Origin of the sequence: Roseovarius sp. (genome assembly GCF_965228755.1) — a bacterium.
In the GTDB taxonomy this organism is placed as follows: domain Bacteria; phylum Pseudomonadota; class Alphaproteobacteria; order Rhodobacterales; family Rhodobacteraceae; genus Roseovarius.
This window is the reverse complement of sequence record NZ_CBDDIG010000013.1, coordinates 424,980-443,834: the sequence shown is the minus strand read 5'-3', so window position 1 is coordinate 443,834 and position 18,855 is coordinate 424,980. Positions and strand designations below refer to the sequence as shown.

General features: G+C 66.7%; 16 protein-coding genes. 8 read left to right on the top strand and 8 right to left on the bottom strand.

Annotation, left to right across the window (positions count from 1 at the left end; genetic code table 11):
* Nucleotides 1-19: 19 nt before the first annotated feature.
* The gene (locus ACO07J_RS20520) at nucleotides 20-1,654 is read left to right on the top strand and encodes a peptidoglycan-binding protein (protein WP_422032416.1); all 1,635 of its coding nucleotides are present in this window, start codon (nucleotides 20-22) and stop codon (nucleotides 1,652-1,654) included.
* A gap of 11 nt (nucleotides 1,655-1,665) precedes the next feature.
* Here the strand turns inward: ACO07J_RS20520 and ACO07J_RS20515 are convergent, their stop codons facing one another.
* The 3 genes from ACO07J_RS20515 to ACO07J_RS20505 form a co-directional block, all read right to left on the bottom strand.
* On the bottom strand, nucleotides 1,666-2,907 hold the full coding sequence (locus ACO07J_RS20515; RefSeq protein WP_422032414.1) for an NAD(P)/FAD-dependent oxidoreductase: 1,242 nt from the start codon (nucleotides 2,905-2,907) through the stop codon (nucleotides 1,666-1,668).
* 121 nt (nucleotides 2,908-3,028) lie between these two features.
* Nucleotides 3,029-3,736, bottom strand: coding sequence for a purine-nucleoside phosphorylase (deoD, locus tag ACO07J_RS20510; protein ID WP_422032412.1), 708 nt, complete (start codon nucleotides 3,734-3,736; stop codon nucleotides 3,029-3,031).
* A 12-nt stretch (nucleotides 3,737-3,748) separates the two neighbouring features.
* Nucleotides 3,749-4,198 (bottom strand): GNAT family N-acetyltransferase, encoded by a 450-nt coding sequence (locus ACO07J_RS20505; RefSeq protein WP_422032410.1) that lies wholly within the window; start codon nucleotides 4,196-4,198, stop codon nucleotides 3,749-3,751.
* 182 nt (nucleotides 4,199-4,380) lie between these two features.
* Here ACO07J_RS20505 and ACO07J_RS20500 point away from each other — a divergent pair, with 182 nt between their 5' ends.
* On the top strand, nucleotides 4,381-4,911 hold the full coding sequence (locus ACO07J_RS20500; RefSeq protein ID WP_422032408.1) for a DUF4168 domain-containing protein: 531 nt from the start codon (nucleotides 4,381-4,383) through the stop codon (nucleotides 4,909-4,911).
* 19 nt (nucleotides 4,912-4,930) lie between these two features.
* Here the strand turns inward: ACO07J_RS20500 and ACO07J_RS20495 are convergent, their stop codons facing one another.
* Together ACO07J_RS20495 and ACO07J_RS20490 are read right to left on the bottom strand one after the other, a co-directional pair.
* Entirely contained in the window at nucleotides 4,931-6,922 is a 1,992-nt protein-coding gene (locus ACO07J_RS20495) for a methylmalonyl-CoA mutase family protein (protein ID WP_422032406.1), read from the bottom strand.
* Nucleotides 6,923-6,995: 73 nt separating this feature from the next.
* Nucleotides 6,996-7,616 carry a GNAT family N-acetyltransferase gene (locus ACO07J_RS20490; RefSeq protein WP_422032404.1) on the bottom strand — a complete coding sequence of 207 codons (621 nt, stop codon included), beginning with the start codon at nucleotides 7,614-7,616 and terminating at the stop codon, nucleotides 6,996-6,998.
* A gap of 65 nt (nucleotides 7,617-7,681) precedes the next feature.
* On the opposite strand from ACO07J_RS20490, the gene ACO07J_RS20485 reads away from it, so the two are divergent.
* The 6 genes from ACO07J_RS20485 (at nucleotide 7,682) to ACO07J_RS20460 (ending at nucleotide 13,906) form a co-directional block, all read left to right on the top strand.
* Nucleotides 7,682-9,052 carry a 1-acyl-sn-glycerol-3-phosphate acyltransferase gene (locus ACO07J_RS20485; protein ID WP_422032402.1) on the top strand — a complete coding sequence of 457 codons (1,371 nt, stop codon included), beginning with the start codon at nucleotides 7,682-7,684 and terminating at the stop codon, nucleotides 9,050-9,052.
* Between the two features lie 142 nt (nucleotides 9,053-9,194).
* Nucleotides 9,195-10,481, top strand: a complete 1,287-nt coding sequence (gene ccrA, locus ACO07J_RS20480; RefSeq protein WP_422032400.1) for a crotonyl-CoA carboxylase/reductase — start codon at nucleotides 9,195-9,197, stop codon at nucleotides 10,479-10,481.
* A 214-nt stretch (nucleotides 10,482-10,695) separates the two neighbouring features.
* A complete protein-coding gene (locus tag ACO07J_RS20475; RefSeq protein ID WP_422032398.1) occupies nucleotides 10,696-10,905 on the top strand; it encodes a hypothetical protein in 210 nt (69 codons plus the stop codon).
* Nucleotides 10,844-11,572 (top strand): helix-turn-helix transcriptional regulator, encoded by a 729-nt coding sequence (locus ACO07J_RS20470; protein ID WP_422032396.1) that lies wholly within the window; start codon nucleotides 10,844-10,846, stop codon nucleotides 11,570-11,572. The genes ACO07J_RS20475 and ACO07J_RS20470 overlap by 62 nt, the downstream gene beginning before the upstream one ends.
* 70 nt (nucleotides 11,573-11,642) lie before the next feature.
* Nucleotides 11,643-13,175 carry an ATP-dependent DNA helicase gene (locus ACO07J_RS20465; RefSeq protein ID WP_422032394.1) on the top strand — a complete coding sequence of 511 codons (1,533 nt, stop codon included), beginning with the start codon at nucleotides 11,643-11,645 and terminating at the stop codon, nucleotides 13,173-13,175.
* On the top strand, nucleotides 13,172-13,906 hold the full coding sequence (locus tag ACO07J_RS20460; RefSeq protein ID WP_422032392.1) for an SDR family oxidoreductase: 735 nt from the start codon (nucleotides 13,172-13,174) through the stop codon (nucleotides 13,904-13,906). The genes ACO07J_RS20465 and ACO07J_RS20460 overlap by 4 nt, the downstream gene beginning before the upstream one ends.
* 217 nt (nucleotides 13,907-14,123) lie before the next feature.
* Here the strand turns inward: ACO07J_RS20460 and ACO07J_RS20455 are convergent, their stop codons facing one another.
* From ACO07J_RS20455 to ACO07J_RS20445, 3 genes are read right to left on the bottom strand one after another with little or no spacing between them, the layout of a single operon-like run.
* Nucleotides 14,124-16,496, bottom strand: coding sequence for a DUF1989 domain-containing protein (locus ACO07J_RS20455; protein WP_422032390.1), 2,373 nt, complete (start codon nucleotides 16,494-16,496; stop codon nucleotides 14,124-14,126).
* Nucleotides 16,496-16,876, bottom strand: a complete 381-nt coding sequence (locus tag ACO07J_RS20450; protein ID WP_422032388.1) for a cupin domain-containing protein — start codon at nucleotides 16,874-16,876, stop codon at nucleotides 16,496-16,498. Before ACO07J_RS20450 ends, ACO07J_RS20455 begins: the two co-directional genes overlap by 1 nt.
* Nucleotides 16,876-18,855 (bottom strand): ABC transporter permease, encoded by a 1,980-nt coding sequence (locus ACO07J_RS20445; RefSeq protein ID WP_422032386.1) that lies wholly within the window; start codon nucleotides 18,853-18,855, stop codon nucleotides 16,876-16,878. The genes ACO07J_RS20450 and ACO07J_RS20445 overlap by 1 nt, the downstream gene beginning before the upstream one ends.

Here is an 18,855-nt window from a genome sequence, read left to right as displayed (position 1 = left end):
GACAGGGAGGTGTCGTCGCATGTTTCGACTGTGTTGCGGGCTGGTGACAGCCCTTTGCCTTGCCGCGCCTGCCGTGCAGGCCGAGAATATCGCGCTTCTGTTCGGTGACCGCGGGCAGGCCAGCGTCTTTCGGGACGATGAAGGCGCCGGCGCGGGAGATTTCCGCGATGCGCTGACCCAGGCCGGGTTCCGGGTGGTCGAGCCGCCGGACCGGGATATCCGCTCGATGCGCCTGGCCGCCGTCAATGTCGAGACCGCGCTGACCGAGGGCGAGGTCGACCGGCTGGTGATCGTGGCCACGGGCCCCTTTGCCACCGACGGGCAGGACAGCTGGATCCTGTCGAACAATGCCGAGGGCATGAAGCGGATGATGGCCGGGGCAATGGGCATTTCGCTCAACGCCCTGGGCTCGATCGCCGAGCAGCAGGGCGTGCCGACCGTCATCATGGTGGCGCCCGGCATGTCGCCCGAGGGGCTGGCGCCGGGGCTTCGCCCGCGGCCGCGGGCCTTCCGCATGGCGGAGGGCGTGACCTATATCACCGGCCCGTCCCCGGCGCTGGCCGACATGCTGGCCGGGTCGGTCCTGCTGGAGGGGGTCTCGTTTGCCGAACTGGCCGAGACCGCGCCCGACGGCGTTCGGGTGGAGGGTAACATCTCCCGCGATGCCGGGCTGATGGGCCCCGCGACGATGCCGCCTTCGGAAGAGGCGGTGGAGGCCGGGTTCTGGCAGGCGGTCCAGACCTTCGACACGATCTCGGCCTACCGGACCTACCTGGGCGAGTTCCCCGAGGGCGCATATGTGGCCGAGGCCGAGGAGCGCATCGCATATCTCACCGACGAGCCGGAGCGCGAGGCGAAGTCGATCGAGGAGGGGCTCGACCTGTCGCGCAACGACCGGCGGGAGATCCAGCGCAACCTCGCCCTGATCGGGTTCGACCCCAAGGGTATCGACGGGATCTTCGGCCCCGGAAGCCGTTCCGCCATCAGTGACTGGCAGGCCGAAAACGGGTTCGTGAAGACCGGCTACCTGACCGGCAACCAACTTCTGCGGCTGCGCGACCAGGCCCAGGCCGAGGCGCAGCGGCAGGAAGAGGAAGCCCGCCAGCGCCGCGAGGAAGAGGAACGCCGCGATCGCGCCTATTGGCGCGAGACCGGCGAGGCGGGCGGCGAGGACGGCCTGCGCGCCTATCTCGACCGCTATCCCGACGGGCTGTTCGCCGACGAGGCGCAGGGCCGGCTGGACGAGATCGAGGCGGTGAAGCGCGAGGAGGCGGAGCGCGAGGAGCGCGAGGCGTGGGATGCGGCGCGCAATGCCGACACGGCCGAGAGCTACAGCGCGTTCCTGAACACCTATCCCGACAGCACCTTCGCCAGCGCCGCACGGGCGCGGCTGAACGAGTTGACCGACCGGCGCGAGAACGCCGCCGAGATCGAGGCGGCCCGGGCACAGGAGCGACAGTTCACCTCGACCCTGATCGCGCGGGTGCTGATCGAGCGGCGGCTGAGCAGCCTGGGCACCAACCCGGGCGCGACGGATGGCGAATTCACCCGCCAGACGCGCCGGGCAATCCGGCAGTTCCAGCGCTCGCGCAACCTGCCGGTGACCGGGTTCATCTCGCAGGCGACGATGGTGCAGCTGATGGCCGGGCGTTAGCGCCCGGCCCCTCAGAACCGGTTGGCGTCGTAGGGCGCAAGGTCGATATTGGGCGGCTGGCCGTCGATCAGCGCGGCGACGAGGCGCCCGGTCTTGGGCCCGGCGGTCAGGCCGACATGCTGGTGCCCGAAGGCGGCATGTACGCCCGTCCCCTTGATCTCTCCGATCAGCGGCAGGCTGTCGGGGGTGGAGGGGCGGAAACCCATCCATTCCTCGACGCCCTCGTATTTCAGCGCCGGGAACAGTTTCCTGACGTTGCGGGCGATCAGGTCGCGCGGGCCGCGGGACGGGCCACGGGTCGTATCGCCCAGCTCGACCGTGCCGGCACAGCGCAGGCCCGAGGCCATCGGGTTCACCGCGAACTTGCCCTGCGTCATCATCATCGGGTTCTTCGGCATCTGCGAAGGGCCGGTGAAATGCAGGTGATAGCCGCGTTCGGCCACCAGCGGCACCCGCAGGCCCAGCTTGCGCATCAGCGGTTTCGACCAGATCCCGGCGGCCAGCACCGCCCGGTCACATGGCAGACGGCCCCGGTTGGTCAGAACGGCGGTGACCTTGCCGCCCTGAAGCTCGATATCCTGCGCCTCGGCCTGAAGGTAGGTGCCGCCCTCGTCCTCCAGCACCTTGGCCAGCGCTTCCATGTAGGCGCCGGGGTTGATGATGTGGCCGTGATCCTTGAGCACGGCGAGGAAGCCGGTCTCGGAGCCCAGCATCGGCTCGACCTCCTGCACAGCGGGGCCCTCGATGATCTCGGGCGTGAAGCCGGCGCGGCGCTTGGTCTCCCAGCTAGCGGCGTCCGCCTCGAAGGCCGCGCGGCTGGCATAGGCATAGGTGAGCGCGCTGTCGGCGATCCAGTCCTCGGCCTGTGTGCCACGGGTGAGCGCGCGGTGCTGGGCAACGCTGTCGGTGAGGAGGTGTGTCAGCCCTTCGGTCATGTGGGCGTTGCGGGCGGGCGTGGCGTTGCGCAGGAACTGCCAGAGCCACGGCACGAGGGCGGGCCAGGCGTTGCGCTGGAAGAACAGGGGCGAGTCGGGGCTGGTGAGATACTTGAAGGCGGTCTTGCGCAGATCGGGCGTGTTCATCGGCACGATGGCCCATTGCGCCAGCAGCCCGGCATTGCCGTAGGAGGCCCCGGCGCCGGGGTGGTCCTTGTCGATCAGGGTGACGGTATGCCCCGCGCGGCGCAGCCAGATCGCGGCGCTGAGGCCGCAGATGCCGGCGCCGATCACGATGATGTCGAGTGGTTTGGGCATGTCCCGTCTTCCCCTGGTTTGCCGCAGCTAAGCGCAAGGGCCCGGTGGGGGCAAGGGCCTCGGGCGGTGCGCCCGTGGCGGGTGTGGCGATTCGAGTATTTTGGAAAGATGAAAGGGCGGGTCAGCGCGGGAAGGCGGCGGTGAGGGCAATCTCGACCATGTCGGAGAAGCTTTGCTCGCGCGCCTCGGCCGAGAGCGCCTCGCCCGTCTGCAGGTGGTCGGAGACGGTGCAGACGGCAAGGGCCGCGGCGCCGTGGCGGGCGGCGACGGTGTAGAGCTCGGCCGCTTCCATCTCGACCGCGAGGATGCCGTGGCGGGTCATCTGCTCGGTCAGGTCGGGGCGCTCGTCATAGAACGTGTCGGAGGAGTAGAGGCTGCCGACATGGGTGCGGGTGCCCCTGGCCCCGGCCGCATCGACGGCGGCGCGCAGGAGGGTGTAATCGGCCGATGGAGCGAAGTTCACTTCGCGCAGCATGGTCGAGGATGGGGTCGTCGTGCTGCTGGCGGTCATGGCGACGATCACGTCGTTGAGCCTCACATGCGCCTGCATCGCCCCGCAGGAGCCGATGCGGATCAGGCGTTTGGCGCCGAAGTCGCGGATCAGCTCGTTGGCGTAGATCGACAGGCTGGGCATGCCCATGCCGGAGCCCTGGATGGTGACGGGGTGGCCCTGCCACGTGCCGGTAAAGCCCAGCATGCCACGGGTGGCGTTGACCTGGCGGAGGTCCGACAGGAAGGTTTCCGCCGCCCACTTCGCGCGCAGCGGGTCGCCCGGCATCAGGACGCATTCGGCGATATCGCCCGGCGCGGCGCCGATATGGATGGACATGGGCCCGGCCCCTTACTTGCGGTTGTACTTGATGAAGGGGGTCAGCGTGCCGATCCGGTCGTAGAGCTGGCGGGCAGTGGTGTTGAAATCCTGCGTCAGCCAGTAGACCGAGGGGCAGCCGGCCTCGTCGGCGGCGGCATAGACCGCCTCGATCAGCTTGCGGCCCACGCCGGTGCCGCGCACGTCGGGGTCGGCATAGAGATCCTGCAGGTAGCAGACCTTCTCGATCCGCCAGTTATGGGGGTGGTAAATGTAGTGGACCAGGCCCACCGGCGTGCCGTCGACCAGCGCCAGCAGCGCGTTCTGTTCGGGGTGGTCGGGGGAACAGAGCCGGTCGAACGTGGTGTCGTAGACCTCCTGCGCGACGGAGGTTTCGTAGAACTCCAGGTAGGCCTTCCAGAGCGCCGACCACTGCGGCTTGTCAGCGGGTTCGAGCGGGCGGATGGTGACGGTCCGGGACATGGGCGTGCCTTCGAAAAAGTTGGTCCTGCCCCGGTTCTAGACCATGTTGACCGGCCCCGATAGGCCCGCGGAGAGGCATTTTTCCGCCGAGGGGGTTTGCGCAGGCGCGGGGGAATGGCCATCTGCCGTTCACCGGGTGCGGGGAGAGGCCCTGACCCACGAGGCAGAAAAGGGAGACACCCATGAAATTCGCATCGACGCTGACGATGGTGATCGCCGCGGCGAGCATCGGCCTGAGCGGGCCGGCGCTGGCGCAGGACCAGACGGAGGGCGAGGCCCAGGACCAGACGCAGAGCCAGGCGACGGACCAGGCCACCGACCCGTCCATGCCGGACGTGCCGCAGATCGCCCCCGAAGACGTGACGCAGGGCCAGATCACGAGCTTCGTCAACGCGATGATCGCGCTGGAACGGATCCGGGCCGAGTACCTGCCCCAGATCCAGGCCGCCGAGACCGACGACGAGCGTCAGGCGCTGGCCGCCGAGGCGGACGAGGCCGCCAAGGCCGCCGTGACCAAGACCAAGGGCATCACGCCGGGCGAATACCTTGCCATCGGCCGCGCCGCGCAGGGCAACCAGGAGCTGGGCGAGAAGATCACCACCCGGATCGCGGAACTGCGCGAGAAACAGCAGCAGAAGCGCAAGCCGCTGCAACAGCCCGGCGCGAGCGAGAGCGAAGACGGCTCGACCGAGGGCGAGACGGTCACCGAGTAAGACCGGGGCCGGCGGCGGGTTACTCCGCCGCCACCGCCTGCGGGTCGGCGAGGGTGACGATATCCATCATGATGGTGTTGAGCTCGAAATCCTTGGGCGTGTAGACCCGCGCGACGCCCATTTCCCGAAGGCGCCTTGCGTCTTCCTCGGGGATGATGCCGCCGACGATGACGGGAATGTCGCCGAGGCCGGCCTCCTTCATGCGGGTCATCAGGTCTTCCACCAGCGGAATATGCGAGCCTGACAGGATCGAGAGGCCCACCACGTGGGCCCGCTGTTCCTGCGCGGCGGTGACGATTTCCTCGGGCGTCAGGCGGATACCCTCGTAATTGATGGACATCCCGCAGTCGCGGGCGCGGAAGGCGATCTGTTCGGCGCCGTTGGAATGGCCGTCGAGGCCAGGCTTGCCGACGAGGAAGGAGAGCCGCCGGCCCAGACGGTCCGACACCGCGTCGACGGCGGCGCGCAGCTCGTCCAGCCCCTCGGTCTTGTTCGACGGGCTGCCGGAGACGCCGGTGGGACCGCGGTATTCGCCGTGCACTTCGCGCATTTGCTGGGCCCATTCGCCGGTGGTGACACCCGCCTTGGCCGCGTTGATCGAGGCGGGCATGACGTTCTGGCCCATCGCCGCGGCCTCGCGCAGGGCGGACAGCGCGGCTTTCACCGCGTCCTCGTCACGCTCGGCGCGCCACTGGTTGAGGCGGTCGATCTGGTCGGCCTCGACGCCTTGGTCGACCACGAGGATGCCGCCATCTTCCGATTGCAGGGGCGAGGGTTCGCCCTCGGTCCACTTGTTGACGCCGACGACGACGGTTTCGTTCCGTTCGATCCGGTTGAGGCGCTCGGCGTTGCTGTCGACGAGGCGTGATTTCATGTACTCGATGGAGTTGATCGCACCGCCCATGCTGTCGAGATTGGCCAGCTCGTGGCGGGCGCCGTCCTTCAACGCCTCGACTTTGGCGTCGACCGCCGGGTTGTGATCGAACAGGTCGTCGAATTCCAGAAGGTCGGTCTCGTAGGCGAGGATCTGTTGCATCCGCATCGACCATTGCTGATCCCACGGGCGGGGCAGGCCCAGCGCCTCGTTCCACGCCGGAAGCTGGACCGCGCGGGCGCGGGCCTTCTTCGACAGGGTCACAGCCAGCATTTCGATCAGGATGCGGTAAACGTTGTTTTCCGGCTGCTGCTCGGTCAGGCCGAGAGAGTTGACCTGCACGCCGTAGCGGAAGCGGCGGAATTTCGGGTTGTCGACGCCGTAGCGGGTTTCGAGGATCTCGTCCCAGAGATCGACGAAGGCGCGCATCTTGCACATCTCGGTGACGAAGCGGATGCCGGCGTTGACGAAGAACGAGATGCGGCCGGCGAGCACGGGGAAGTCTTCCTCCGGAACGCGCGGTTTCAGCTCGTCCAGCACGGCGATGGCGGTGCCAAGCGCGTAGGCCAGCTCCTGTTCCGGCGTCGCGCCGGCCTCCTGCAGGTGGTAGGAGCAGACGTTCATCGGGTTCCACTTGGGGACGGCCTTGTAGCAATACTCGGCCACGTCGCCGATCATCTTCAGCGAGGGTTTGGGCGGGCAGATATATGTCCCGCGCGAGAGGTATTCCTTGATCAGGTCGTTCTGCACCGTGCCGGTGAGCTTCGAGACATCCGCCCCCTGCTCCTCGGCCACGGCGATGTAGAGCGACAGGAGCCACGGCGCCGTGGCGTTGATCGTCATCGAGGTGTTCATCTCCTCGAGCGGGATCTGGTCGAAGAGGGTGCGCATGTCGCCGAGGTGGCAAATGGGCACGCCGACCTTGCCGACCTCGCCGCGCGCCAGCACGTGATCGCTGTCATAGCCGGTTTGAGTGGGCAGGTCGAAGGCGACGGAAAGCCCCGTCTGCCCGCGTGCGAGGTTCGAGCGGTAGAGCGCGTTCGAGGCTTCGGCCGTGGAATGCCCCGCATAGGTGCGGATCAGCCAGGGACGGTCTTTCTCCGGGGCGGACTTGGCGTTTTGCTGCGTCTGCGACATGGGGCGGCCTCGTGAATCGGGTTGCGCAATTTTGTTACGCTCGGCACTTGATAACGGGAATATTATGAGGGTGTCAATTCGCTGCGTTGCGGCAATCGGGGGCCGGGGCGGGTATGGCGCAGTTCATTTCGGTGCTGCTGCGAAAGCCGAAGAGGTGATGCAGCGGGCCGATATGGGTGACATCGCCGGCGACGAAACCGTGACGTTCGTAAAGCGCGCGGGCGCGCGGGTTGCTGTCGATCACGTCGAGCCGGACGGAGGATTTGCCGTCTTGCGCCGCCCGCGCCTTGACCGCGCCGAGAAGCGCGCTGCCGACCCCCCTGCCCCGGGCCTCTTCGGCGACGAAGATGCCATCCATCAGCAGGGTGTCGGGCCGGACCTGCCGTTCCAGCAGCGACAGCGCCCCGCCCCGCCAGAGCGCGCCGGGCCAGCCATAGACCCGCGCGAGGTCGCGCCAGCCGCCGCCGACCAGCCCGCCCTGCGCCGTCTTGAGCCCCGCCAGCCCTAGGAGCCGCCCGTCGCGGTCGCGGGCGGAAATGGCGAAATCGGGGTGCAGGGCGGCAGAGAGGAAACGGAGCGCCTTGTCCTCGGGCGCCAGCACCGGGCCCAGCTTGCCACTGAAGGCCTGCCAGAAGAGGCGCGCGGCATGGGGGCGCTCTTCCCGGTCGAAACCGGGCGTCAGGATCGGTGTCACGGTGTCTGGTCCATCCGCCATGGCCCTGATAAAGCTTGTCGGCAAGTGAAGTGCAAGGATCAGGCATGACTTCGACCGTCGAGCTGCCCCTCTGGCTGTTTGTCCTGATCGTGCTGTTCGCCGCGGTCACCTTTGCCTCGCATTTCCTGTTTCCCTCGGTGCGCTGGTTCTTCCGGCGGCGGATGGAGCGGGTGGTGGCGCGGCTGAACGAGCGTCTGGCGCGGCCGATCGAGCCGTTCAAGCTGGCCCGGCGCTATGACATGATCCAGCGGCTGATCTATCACCCCGAGGTCGCCCGCGCGATTGCCGATCATGCCGCCGAACAGGGGATTCCCGAGAACGTCGCCTTCGAGCAGGCCAAGCGGTACGCGCGCGAGATCGTGCCGAGCTTTTCCGCGACCGCCTATTTCGGCTTTGCCATCAAGGCGGCGCGGTGGTTGAGCCAGTCGCTCTACCGCGTGCGGCTGGGGCATTACGACGAGGAGGAATTCCGCCATGTCGACCGCGAGGCGACGGTAGTCTTCGTGATGAACCACCGCTCGAACATGGATTACGTGCTGGTCACCTGGCTGGCCGCCGAGCGGACGGCGCTGACCTACGCGGTGGGGGAATGGGCACGGGTCTGGCCGCTGAGCCGGCTGATCAAGGCGATGGGGGCGTATTTCATCCGCCGCCGGCCGCGCAACGAGCTCTATCGCCGGGTACTGGCGCGCTATGTCGGCATGGCCACGGCGGGCGGCGTGACACAGGCGATCTTTCCCGAAGGGGGCCTGTCGCTTGACGGGGCGCTGGCGCCGCCGCGGCTGGGATTGCTGAAATACATCGTCGAAGGGCACGAGAGCGGCGGGCGCGACGTGGTGTTCGTGCCGGTGGCGGTGAATTACGACCGGGTGTTCGAGGACCGGGTGCTTGTGGCCGCCGGGCAACGGGGCGACCGGCGGTTCCGGGCGCGGATCAGCGTGGTGGCGAGGTTCATCCTGCGGCAGTTCTGGCTGCGGCTGACGGGACGCTATCACCGGCACGGCTATGCCGCCGCCAGCTTCGGTGCGCCGCTGTCGCTGGAGGCGTTCGAGGCCGAGACGCCGGGCGCCACGATCGAGGACCTGGGCCGCCGCCTGATGACCCGGATCGGCGAGGAGGTGCCGGTGCTGCCGGTGCCCGCGGTGGCGCATGTGCTGACGCAGGCGGAGGGGCCGGTGAGCCGGGCCGAGCTGGAGCGGCAACTGGGGGAGATGGCCGTGCAACTGCCACAGGCGCATGTGCACCTGCCGCGGGACGATGCGGCCTATGCGGTGGAAGTGGGCCTGCGCAACCTGCGCAAGCGCGGGATGCTGGTGGAGAGCGACGCAGGCATTGCCGTCAACGAGGCGGACCGGCCGGTGGTGGCGTATTATGCGCGGTCGATCGCGCATCTTCTTCGCGACCGCAGCGAATGATGGGCGACTTTCTGCAACTGCGAGGTTATAAAATTACCAAATTCACGCTCAGGGCATTGCATTGTTGCGCGGAGGATTATATTCCACCCTCGAAGGCCGTGATTCTGCATTGCGGCGAATTCTTGACTGAAGGAGGCTGAGGATGGCCCTGGACACCGAGACCGGCATCGCGCCCTACGACGCGCCCGAGAAGGACCTTTACGAGGTGGGGGAAATGCCGCCGCTGGGATACGTGCCCAAGCAGATGTACGCCTGGGCCATCCGGCGCGAGCGGCATGGCGAGCCCGACAAGTCGTTTCAGGTCGAGGTGGTCGACACCTGGGAGATCGACAGCCACGAGGTTCTGGTCCTGGTGATGGCCGCGGGCGTCAACTACAACGGCGTCTGGGCGGGCCTTGGCCAGCCGATCAGCCCGTTCGACGTGCACGGGCAGGATTACCACATCGCCGGCTCCGATGCCTCGGGCATCGTCTGGAAAGTCGGTGACAAGGTGAAGAACTGGAAGGTGGGCGACGAGGTCGTGATCCACTGCAACCAGGATGACGGCAACGACGAGGATTGCAACGGCGGCGACCCGATGCTGTCGCCGACTCAGCGGATCTGGGGCTACGAGACCGGCGACGGCTCGTTTGCCCAGTTCACCAAGGTGCAGGCGCAACAGCTGATGCCGCGGCCCAAGCACCTGACATGGGAGGAAAGCGCCTGTTACACGCTGACGCTGGCCACCGCCTACCGGATGCTGTTCGGCCATCACCCGCATGAGCTGAAGCCCGGGCAGAACGTGCTGGTCTGGGGCGCGTCGGGGGGCCTTGGCTCCTACGCGATCCAGCTTGCCAACACGGCGGGCGCCAACGCGATCGGGGTGATCTCGGACGAGGACAAGCGCGACTTCGTGATGTCGATGGGCGCCAAGGGCGTCATCAACCGGAAGGATTTCAACTGTTGGGGGCAGCTGCCCATCGTCAACAGCCCGGAATATTTCGACTGGCTGAAAGAGGCGCGCAAGTTCGGCAAGGCGATCTGGGACATCACCGGCAAGGGCGTGAACGTGGACATGGTCTTCGAGCACCCCGGCGAGGCGACCTTCCCGGTGTCGACGCTGGTGGTGAAGAAGGGCGGTATGGTGGTGATCTGTGCCGGGACCAGCGGCTTCAACACCACGTTCGACGTGCGCTACATGTGGATGCACCAGAAGCGCCTGCAGGGCAGCCACTTCGCCCACCTGAAGCAGGCCGCGGCCGCGAATCGCCTGATGATCGAGCGGCGGCTCGATCCCTGCATGTCGGAAGTGTTCCCGTGGGACGAGATCCCGCACGCGCACATGAAGATGAAGCGCAACGAGCACAAGCCGGGCAACATGGCCGTGCTGGTGCAGGCGCCGAAGACCGGGCTGCGCACGGTCGAGGACGTGCTGGAAGCGGGCAAGTAAGCGGCCCCATTCCGGCAAACGGCAGACGCCCGCGAATCGGTGATCCGGTTCGCGGGCGTCGCGCATTCGGCCGCCCGTCAATGACGTGAAATCAACAGGTTGAACCGGTATACCCCGCTATTTCGGGGGAGGGCGAACCAGCGAGTATGGCGAATTTGCCGCCCGTGCTAGGGTTTGGTTAATCGTTCTTTAAGGCTCATCGTGGAGGTTCGGCATGGAAACCGAATGGATACTCGACGTACTCGCCGACCTCAGGACATTCGCCCGCCAGAACGGCCTTCCGGCCCTGGCGGAGCAGATTGACGAAACATGCCTGCTGGCGGCGGTCGAGATTGCATCGACTGCGGAAGGACTGCCCGGACATGAACGTGGCACCGCCGGCAAGGATGGAACGGCTGCTGACCTGCTTGGAGAAAGCGTCTGATCCGGGCGAGCTTCAGGATGCCATCGTCGCGCTGCGCGATCACTTCCGCATCGATCACCTGGCCTACCACTGGCTGAGCGCCGATGGCGCCCAATTCTCGGTGGGAACCTACCCGCCCGAGTGGATGCGCCGCTATCTCGAGCGGGATTACCTGCGCGTCGATCCGGTGGTGCTGGGCTGTTACCAGCGCTTCCACCCGGTCGACTGGAAGCGGCTCGACTGGTCCGGCAAGGCGGTGCGCGCCTTCTTTGCCGAGGCGCGCAAGCACGGGGTGGGCAACCAGGGCTTTTCGGTCCCGCTCAGGGGGCCGAACGGGCAGTTCGCGCTGTTCACCGCCAACCACGACTGCGACGACGAGGCGTGGCGCGCCTTCACCCAGGCGCATTGCCGCGAGCTGATCCTGATCGCGCATGATTTCAACCGCAAGGCGCTGGAGTTCGAGCCGGAGCGGGCGGAGGCCGGCAAGACCCTGTCGCTCAGCCCGCGGGAGGTGGATGCGCTGACCCTGCTGGCGCTGGGATACGGCCGGGCACAGGTGGCCGAGACGCTGGCGATCTCGGAACACACGCTGCGTGTCTATATCGAAAGCGCGCGGTTCAAGCTGGGCGCGATCAACACTGTGCATGCCGTGGCCCGCGCGCTCAGCCGGGGGCTGATCTTCGTGTGAGCGGCATGACGCGCGGGCCTTACTGTCGCTTTCGCTGGCATGGCTTCGGACGCGCCGTTAGGGTCGCGCCATGACCGCGACCGCACTGACATATTCCGAAGACCAGGCCGAGGCCCATGACCGCATCACCGCCATGCTGCAGGGCGCCGGCGTCGACCTCGAGGAGGGGCTGCTGACCCCGCCACGCGAGGGCAAGGAGCGGGTGATGGCGGTGATCGGCAAGGCGGGCTCTGGCAAAACACTGTTGCTGGCCGCGCTCTACCGCGCGCTGGAGGAGGCGGGCGTCGAGGTGGTCTCGGGCGATTACGAGGGGCGCCGCCGGCGTGACCGGCGAACGCTGGCGATCCTCGCCCCGACGAACAAGGCGGCGAGCGTCCTGCGCATGCGCGGCGTGCCGGCGACGACCATACACCGCATCCTTTACACTCCCGTCTATCACCCGGAATACGAGAAGATCGCCGAATGGCTGGCCGGGAACGGCGAAAAGCCCGAGATCGAGGGGCTGACCGAACAGGCGCTCGACCGGGCGCATGCCTTCTTCCAGACCAACAAGTCGATCCCCGGCGCACTGGCGGCGGCGGGGCTGCGGGGCTCGGATTTCATCACCGGCTGGAAACGGCGGGAGGAACCGCTGGATATCGGCTTCATCGACGAGGCCTCGATGCTGGATGCCAAGCAGTTCGAGGATCTGCAGGAGATTTTTCCGACGCTGCTGCTGTTCGGCGACCCGGCGCAGTTGCCGCCGGTGAAGGGCGAGGGCGGCGGCATGGTGTTCGACACGCTCGCGGCGCCCGCCAAGCTGGAGCTGCACCGCATCCACCGGCAGGATGCCGACAACCCGATCCTCGACCTGGCCCATGCGCTGGGTGACCCGGAGGTGGGGTTCGAGGATTTCGAGCGGCTGGTGCAGGAGACGGCGCAGCGCGACGAGCGGGTAAGCTGGGCGCAGCGGGTGGAGGTCGACCTGATGGCGCGCTCGCCCGTGCTGGTCTGGCGCAACGCCACGCGCATCCGGCTGATCAACGCCTTCCGGTCGGTGCATGGCGCGCCGGAGACGGAGCTGCTGGAAGGCGAGCCGCTGATCTGCGACGGGCTCGAACTGCCGCTCAAGCACCGCAAGAAGCGGCTGGATCTCGAGGCGCGCGGGCTGATCAAGGGGGCGCAGGTGATCTATCTCGGGCCGGGGCGAAAGCCTGGGTTCTCGCGCCTGCACGTGATCGGCGCCGAGGATCCGCAGGTGAGCGCCGCCTCGATCGTGAAGATCGAGAAGCCGGAGGAGGAAGAGCCGTTCATCCCCTTCGCCGCCAACATGGGGGCCACTTTCCTTCACGGGGCGGCGGTGACGATCCACAAGGCGCAAGGCTCGCAATGGCCCGACGTTCAGGTGTTCGCGCCGGATATCTACGCCGCCGCCCGCATGGGGCGGAGCGAGGCCGGGCAACCCTTGTGGAAACGGCTGGCCTATGTCGCCATCACGCGGGCCGAGGAGCGGCTGCACTGGGTGGTGCGCAACCGGCTGGCGAAACCGACGGGGCCGCTGAGGGTGGATGACCTGCGCACCGCGCCCGTGCCGCTGACACTGGAGGGGGAGACGGAGACATGAAGACGATCGTGATCACCGGGGCAAGCTCGGGCATCGGCCGTGCCACGGCGGAGGTGTTTCTTGACGCGGGCTGGCAGGTCGGGCTGATCGCACGGCGCGCCGACCGGCTGGAGGAGATGGCGGGGCAGTACCCGAACGCCATCCCCCTGCCCGCCGACGTGACGGATGCGGCTGCCATGGAAGGGGCGTTCGACAGCTTCGTGGCGCAGGCCGGGCGGCTCGACGTGCTGTTCAACAATGCCGGGATGTTCGGGCCGGCGGGACCGATCGACGACATCCCGCTCGACGGGTTCGAGCAGGTGATGAACGTCAATATCCGCGGCATGTTCATCGCCGCCCGGCTGGCCTTCGGCCATATGCGGAAGCAAAGCCCGCAAGGTGGGCGGATCATCAACAACGGTTCGCTCTCGGCGCATAACCCGCGGCCCGGTTCGGTCTGTTACACCCTGTCGAAACACGCCATCACCGGGCTGACGCGGAGCCTGTCGCTGGATGGGCGGGCGTTCGACATTGCCTGCGGGCAGATCGATATCGGCAACGCCCGGTCGGAGCTGGTGGAGGAGCTGAACGCCCGCGCTCTGCAAGCCGACCCGAACGTGACGCTGATGCCGATGATGGAGGTGGGCGAGGCCGCCCGCTCGGTGCTGCACATGGCCGAGATGCCGCCCGAGGCGAACGTGCAGTTCATGACGGTGATGGCAACGAAGATGCCCTATATCGGCCGCGGCTGAGGGCGTTGCAAGGGGGGCCAGCCCCCCACGTTGAAATCAGAAGATTTCAACGCTCCCCCCGGAATATTTCAGGCAAGATGAAGCGCAAGCCCTGTGTTTCACCGTTCCGGAAATACTCCCGCCGGAGGCATCCTGCGCGTCCGGCAGGCACCGACGTTCGGGGGGTTACACCCCGGCCCTTGCGAGACGGCCTGCAAGGGCCGGTGAGCGGCGTGGCTCAGGCGTAGTTGCCCTTCACCCGCTCCTTGGTCGGGTCGAAATGCGGGTAGGGCACGACCTTGGCTTTCAGGCGTTTCTGCTGGCCGTCGAGCTGGCCGACCTCGATCTCGGTACCATGCTCGGCATGGGTCACGTCGACCCGCGCCAGCGCGATGTTCTTGCCGAGAATGGGCGACTTGAGCGCGCTCGTCACCTGGCCCACCTGCGCCTTGCCGATGCGCAGGCAGTCGCCGGGCGAGGGCACCAGCCCGGCCTCGATTTCGAGGCCCACCATCTTGCGCTGCGGATGCGCCTTGCGTTCCTCCAGCGCCGCCCGGCCGATGAAATCGTCGTTCTTCGACTTGAGCGGCACGGTGAAGCCGATCCCGGCCTCGAACGGGTCGGTCTGGTCGTCGAACTCGGACCCGGCGAAGATCAGCCCCGCCTCGATCCGCACCATGTCGAGCGCGGCAAGGCCGAGGGGGGTCAGCCCATGCGGCTCGCCGGCCTTCCAGATCGTGTCGAACACCTCCTCGGCGTCCTTCGGGTGGCAGAAGATCTCGTAGCCCAGTTCGCCGGAATAGCCGGCCCGGCCCAGCACGATGGAAGTGCCGTCGAAATCATGCAGCCGCGCGGGGGTGAAGCGGAACATGCCCAGCTCCTCGACCGTCGGCTTGTCGGGCGCGGTCCAGAGGATGTCCTTCAGGATATCGCGCGATTTCGGCCCCTGCACCGCCACGTTGTGCAACTGGTCCGTCGAACTGCGCACCCAGGCGTTCAGCCCCAGCTTCTGCGCCTGCTCGCGCAGCCACAGGCCGGAGGTGTCGTTGCCGCCGATCCAGCGGAAATTGTACTCGCCCAGCCGGAACAGCGTGCCATCGTCGATCATGCCGCCGTGGTCATAACAGATGGCGGTATAGACCAGCTGCCCCACCGCCAGCTTCTTGACGTTGCGGGTCACGCAATACTGCATCAGCTTCTCGGCATCGGGCCCCGTGACCTCGTATTTGCGCAACGGCGAAAGGTCCATGATCGCGGCCTTTTCGCGGCAGGCCCAGTATTCGGCGACCGGCCCGTGATTGGTGAAGCTGTTGGGCAGCCAGTAGCCGTTGTATTCGACGAAATCGCGCGTGTGGCGGGCAAAGCAGGCGTGAAAGCCGGTTTCCTTGGTCTGTTCCAATTCTGACTCCGCAGATTTCCGGTAGCCGACGGAGCGGCTGAAGGTCTCCGATGCGCCGTAGGTGCGCACCTGGATATCGGTCGGGTTCCACCCGTTGGCCTGGTCCACGTCGCAGGGGCAGGCCGTCGAGACGCAGACGAGATCGGTCAGCGCCTTCAAAAGCACGTAGTCGCCGGGGCGCGACCACGGGTCATCCATGCCGATGGCGTTGGTCTCGTCGAGCATGGTGTTGAAGAAGAAATTGATCGCGGGCCAGCCGGCGCGCGGGCGGACATTGTATTGCGCGAGGTCCTTGTTGATGTTGTCGGAACAGTTGACATGGCCCGGATAGCCCAGCTCCTCGTAATACCGCGCCGTGCAGGCCAGGCCGAACGTGTCGTGCCGGCCGCAGGTGTCCTGCACGATCTCGACCAGCGGCTGCTGATCGACATTCCAGTATTTCGAGAAGATGCCGGGCGCGGGGTAGACGAGGCCCATCAGCGTGCGGGTGGTGGTCGGGTCGATTTCCCGCTCGAGCCCCTTGTCGAGGTCACGCAGGGCGAAGGCCTGGAAATCCGAGCATTCGCGGCCCTGCACGTCGAGCACCTGGATGTATTCGCCCTTCTTCACTTCGTAGCTTTTGGCGTTGCCCGGCTGGATGTTGATATCGTGGATCGGGTCGGCCAGCGGGTCGGGCGGGGCCATGCCGCCCTTTCCCTCGCCGGGGTTGGCGCGGCGGATATAGAGGATCAGCTCAGTCGGCGGGTTCTGCGTCTCCGGCGCCATCGGGCCGCCGGGCGACGCCACGATCAGCAGCCCGTCGCACTCGGCATGGAAGGTAGCCATGTCGCCGGGGTTCGAGCCGTCGGAGAAGACGCGGATCGCCTGCCCCTTGCCGAGGTCGAAGCCCGCCTTGTCGAGTGCCTTTGCCACCTTCGCACCAGAGCGCGAGCCATTGGCCAGCACCGAGATCACCCCGTCGGGGCGGCCGTAGCTGGCGGCGCCCAGCATCGCGGCGTCGGAGGTGCCGTCGGGCTTGAAGAACACCAGTTCGCCCTTCTGCAGCCCCTCGCGGTCGAGCACGGAAATCTCGTCGCCCTTGTACACCGGCACGGCGCGAGAGCCGCCGCCGGGCACCGGATGGCGTTCCGTGCCGTGGGGCAATATCGGCAGGCCGGGCGTGATGACGCCCGCCCGCTCGTACGGGGTTTCGAACACCGGGGTTACGGTCATCAGGTCTCCTCCAATTCGTCCTGATCCAGATCGTCGATCGTGCCGCGATGAGTCACCACCAGCCGACAGCCCGAATGCGAGACCGAGAAATGCGCCGACCCGCCCGAGAGCGAGACGAAATCGCCTGCCCGGTACATGTGGCCGTCGCAATCTTCAAGATCGCCCTCCACCACGTAGAACTCCTCCGGTCCGTTGTGGCGATGGGGGTTGCAGCGGGTGCCGGGCGCCATGATCATCAGGTAGCTGCCCTGCCCCGCGGTCTCGTCATAGGAGACGTTCTTCCACCAGACATCCTCGTCCGGCAGGCCGGGCATTGGCATCTTGACGAAACCGGTGCGGTCGAAGGTCATGACGTTGCGGTGATCTGCGAGTGTTCCCATCAGCCCAGTCCCAATGCTTCCTTGCGTTTCGCGGCCCAGCGGGTGAGCGCCATGTCAAAGGTCAACGCCATCAGCGAGACGTTGATCCCGAGGACGAAGTTCTTGCCGAGGTCGGTGCCCGCCAGCGTGCGCTGAAGCTCCTGTCCCAAATCCTGCGTGCCGATGAAGGCGGCGATGATCACCATGAAGAAGGCAAACATGATCGCCTGGTTGAAGCCCACCGCCATCGTCGGCATCGCCAGCGGCAGTTGCACGCTGAGCAGCTTCTGGCGTTTCGTCGCGCCCGACATGTCGGCAGCCTCGGTCATTTCCGGGGGCACGCCGCGCAGGCCCTCGATGGTATAGCGGGTCAGCGGCACGGTGGTGAAGATCACGATCGACAGCACCACCGTCACGTCGGACACGCCGAACAGCATGATGGCGGGCAGCAGGTAGATGAAGCTGGGGAAGGTCTGGGCGGTGTCGCAGATGATCAGCATCCGCCGCGACCACTTGGCCGAGCGGGCGGCGAAGATGCCCAGCGGGATGCCGATGAACATCGACAGGATCACCGCCGAGATGACCGAGTAGAGCGTGATGACCGACCGGTCCCACCAGCCGGTGAAGGCGATGATGGTGAAGAAGACGGCGGCATAGATCGCCGGCCGCTTGCCGCCCACGCCCCAGGCAAAGGCCACCATCAGCAGGATGAAGGCCGAGGTCGGGATCCACAGAAGCGCGTTGCGGAAGGGGATCAGCACCCAGACGTTGAGCACGTAGCGGATGCCCCCGGTGATCGCCTGGATCAGGTCGATATCGAGGACCCACTTGATGATCTTGTCCATCTCGCGCCCGACCGAGAGCGACTGGCGGCGGCCGACCTCGTCGAAATACTCGACCACCTGCGCGAGGCCGAAGAAGCCCGCGAAAAGCACGAGGGCCAGCACCAGGTACTTGTGCCGGATGTACCATGGCGTGCCCCGCTCGTGATGCTCGGGCAGCTTGACGACCCAGGCTTTCGACAACTGGTCGAGCATGATCGCGACCAGCACGATGGTGATGCCGATCTCGAAGGAGCGGCCCAGCTTGAAGCTGTTCATCATCGCCAGCAGCTTGCCGCCAAGGCCGGGCATGCCGATGAAGGCGGTGAGAACCACCATGGCGAGGCAGAGCATGATCACCTGGTTCACGCCCACGAGAATCTCGGTCCGGGCCGAGGGGATGAAGACACGCGTCAGCATTTGCCAGCGGGTGCTGCCGGCCATCTTGCCGGCCTCGACGATCTCGGGCGGCACTTTCTTCAGGCCGATGGTGGTCATCAGGATCATCGGCGGGGTGGCATAGATCGTGGTGGCGATGGCGCCCGCCGTCGGCCCCACCTTGAAGAAGATCACCGCCGGCAAAAGGTAGGTGTAGAACGGCAGGGTCTGCATCACCGCCAGGAGCGGTTTGATCGCGTTGTCGAACGCCTTCCACTTCCACGCGGCGATGCCGGTGACCAGCCCGATCGCGAAGCCCAGCGGCGCGGCGACGGCCAGCACCGAGAGGGTCTGCATGGTGATTTCCCACTGGCCCATCACGGCGGTCCAGACGAAGGTGCCGCCCGCGAGAAGCGCCATCTTCCAGCCGCCGAGATAATAGCCGATCACCGCCGCCACGGCGGCGATCGACGACCACGGCAGCGGGTCGTCGAGATAGGGCCAGCGGTATTTCCCCTCGAGCAGGTTGGCGGTGGCGCCCAGCAGGAAATCCAGCGGGCCCTCGGCGAACCATCGGGTGAGCTGGTTGATGTGCAGCGTGTCGATGACGATGACGTTGAAGAAATAGTCGAGCCACTGGGCCAGCGGCGGAATCCACGCCTCGGGCAGGCGGACCAGGAAGTCGGGCAGCACCGGCTTGGCAAGGCACAGCATAAGCGCGGCGCCGAGCAGGATCTGAAGAACCCTGTCCTGTGTCGCGCCGGTGTCGCGGGCCGGGGTGCTGACGGCGAGGTCGGCCAT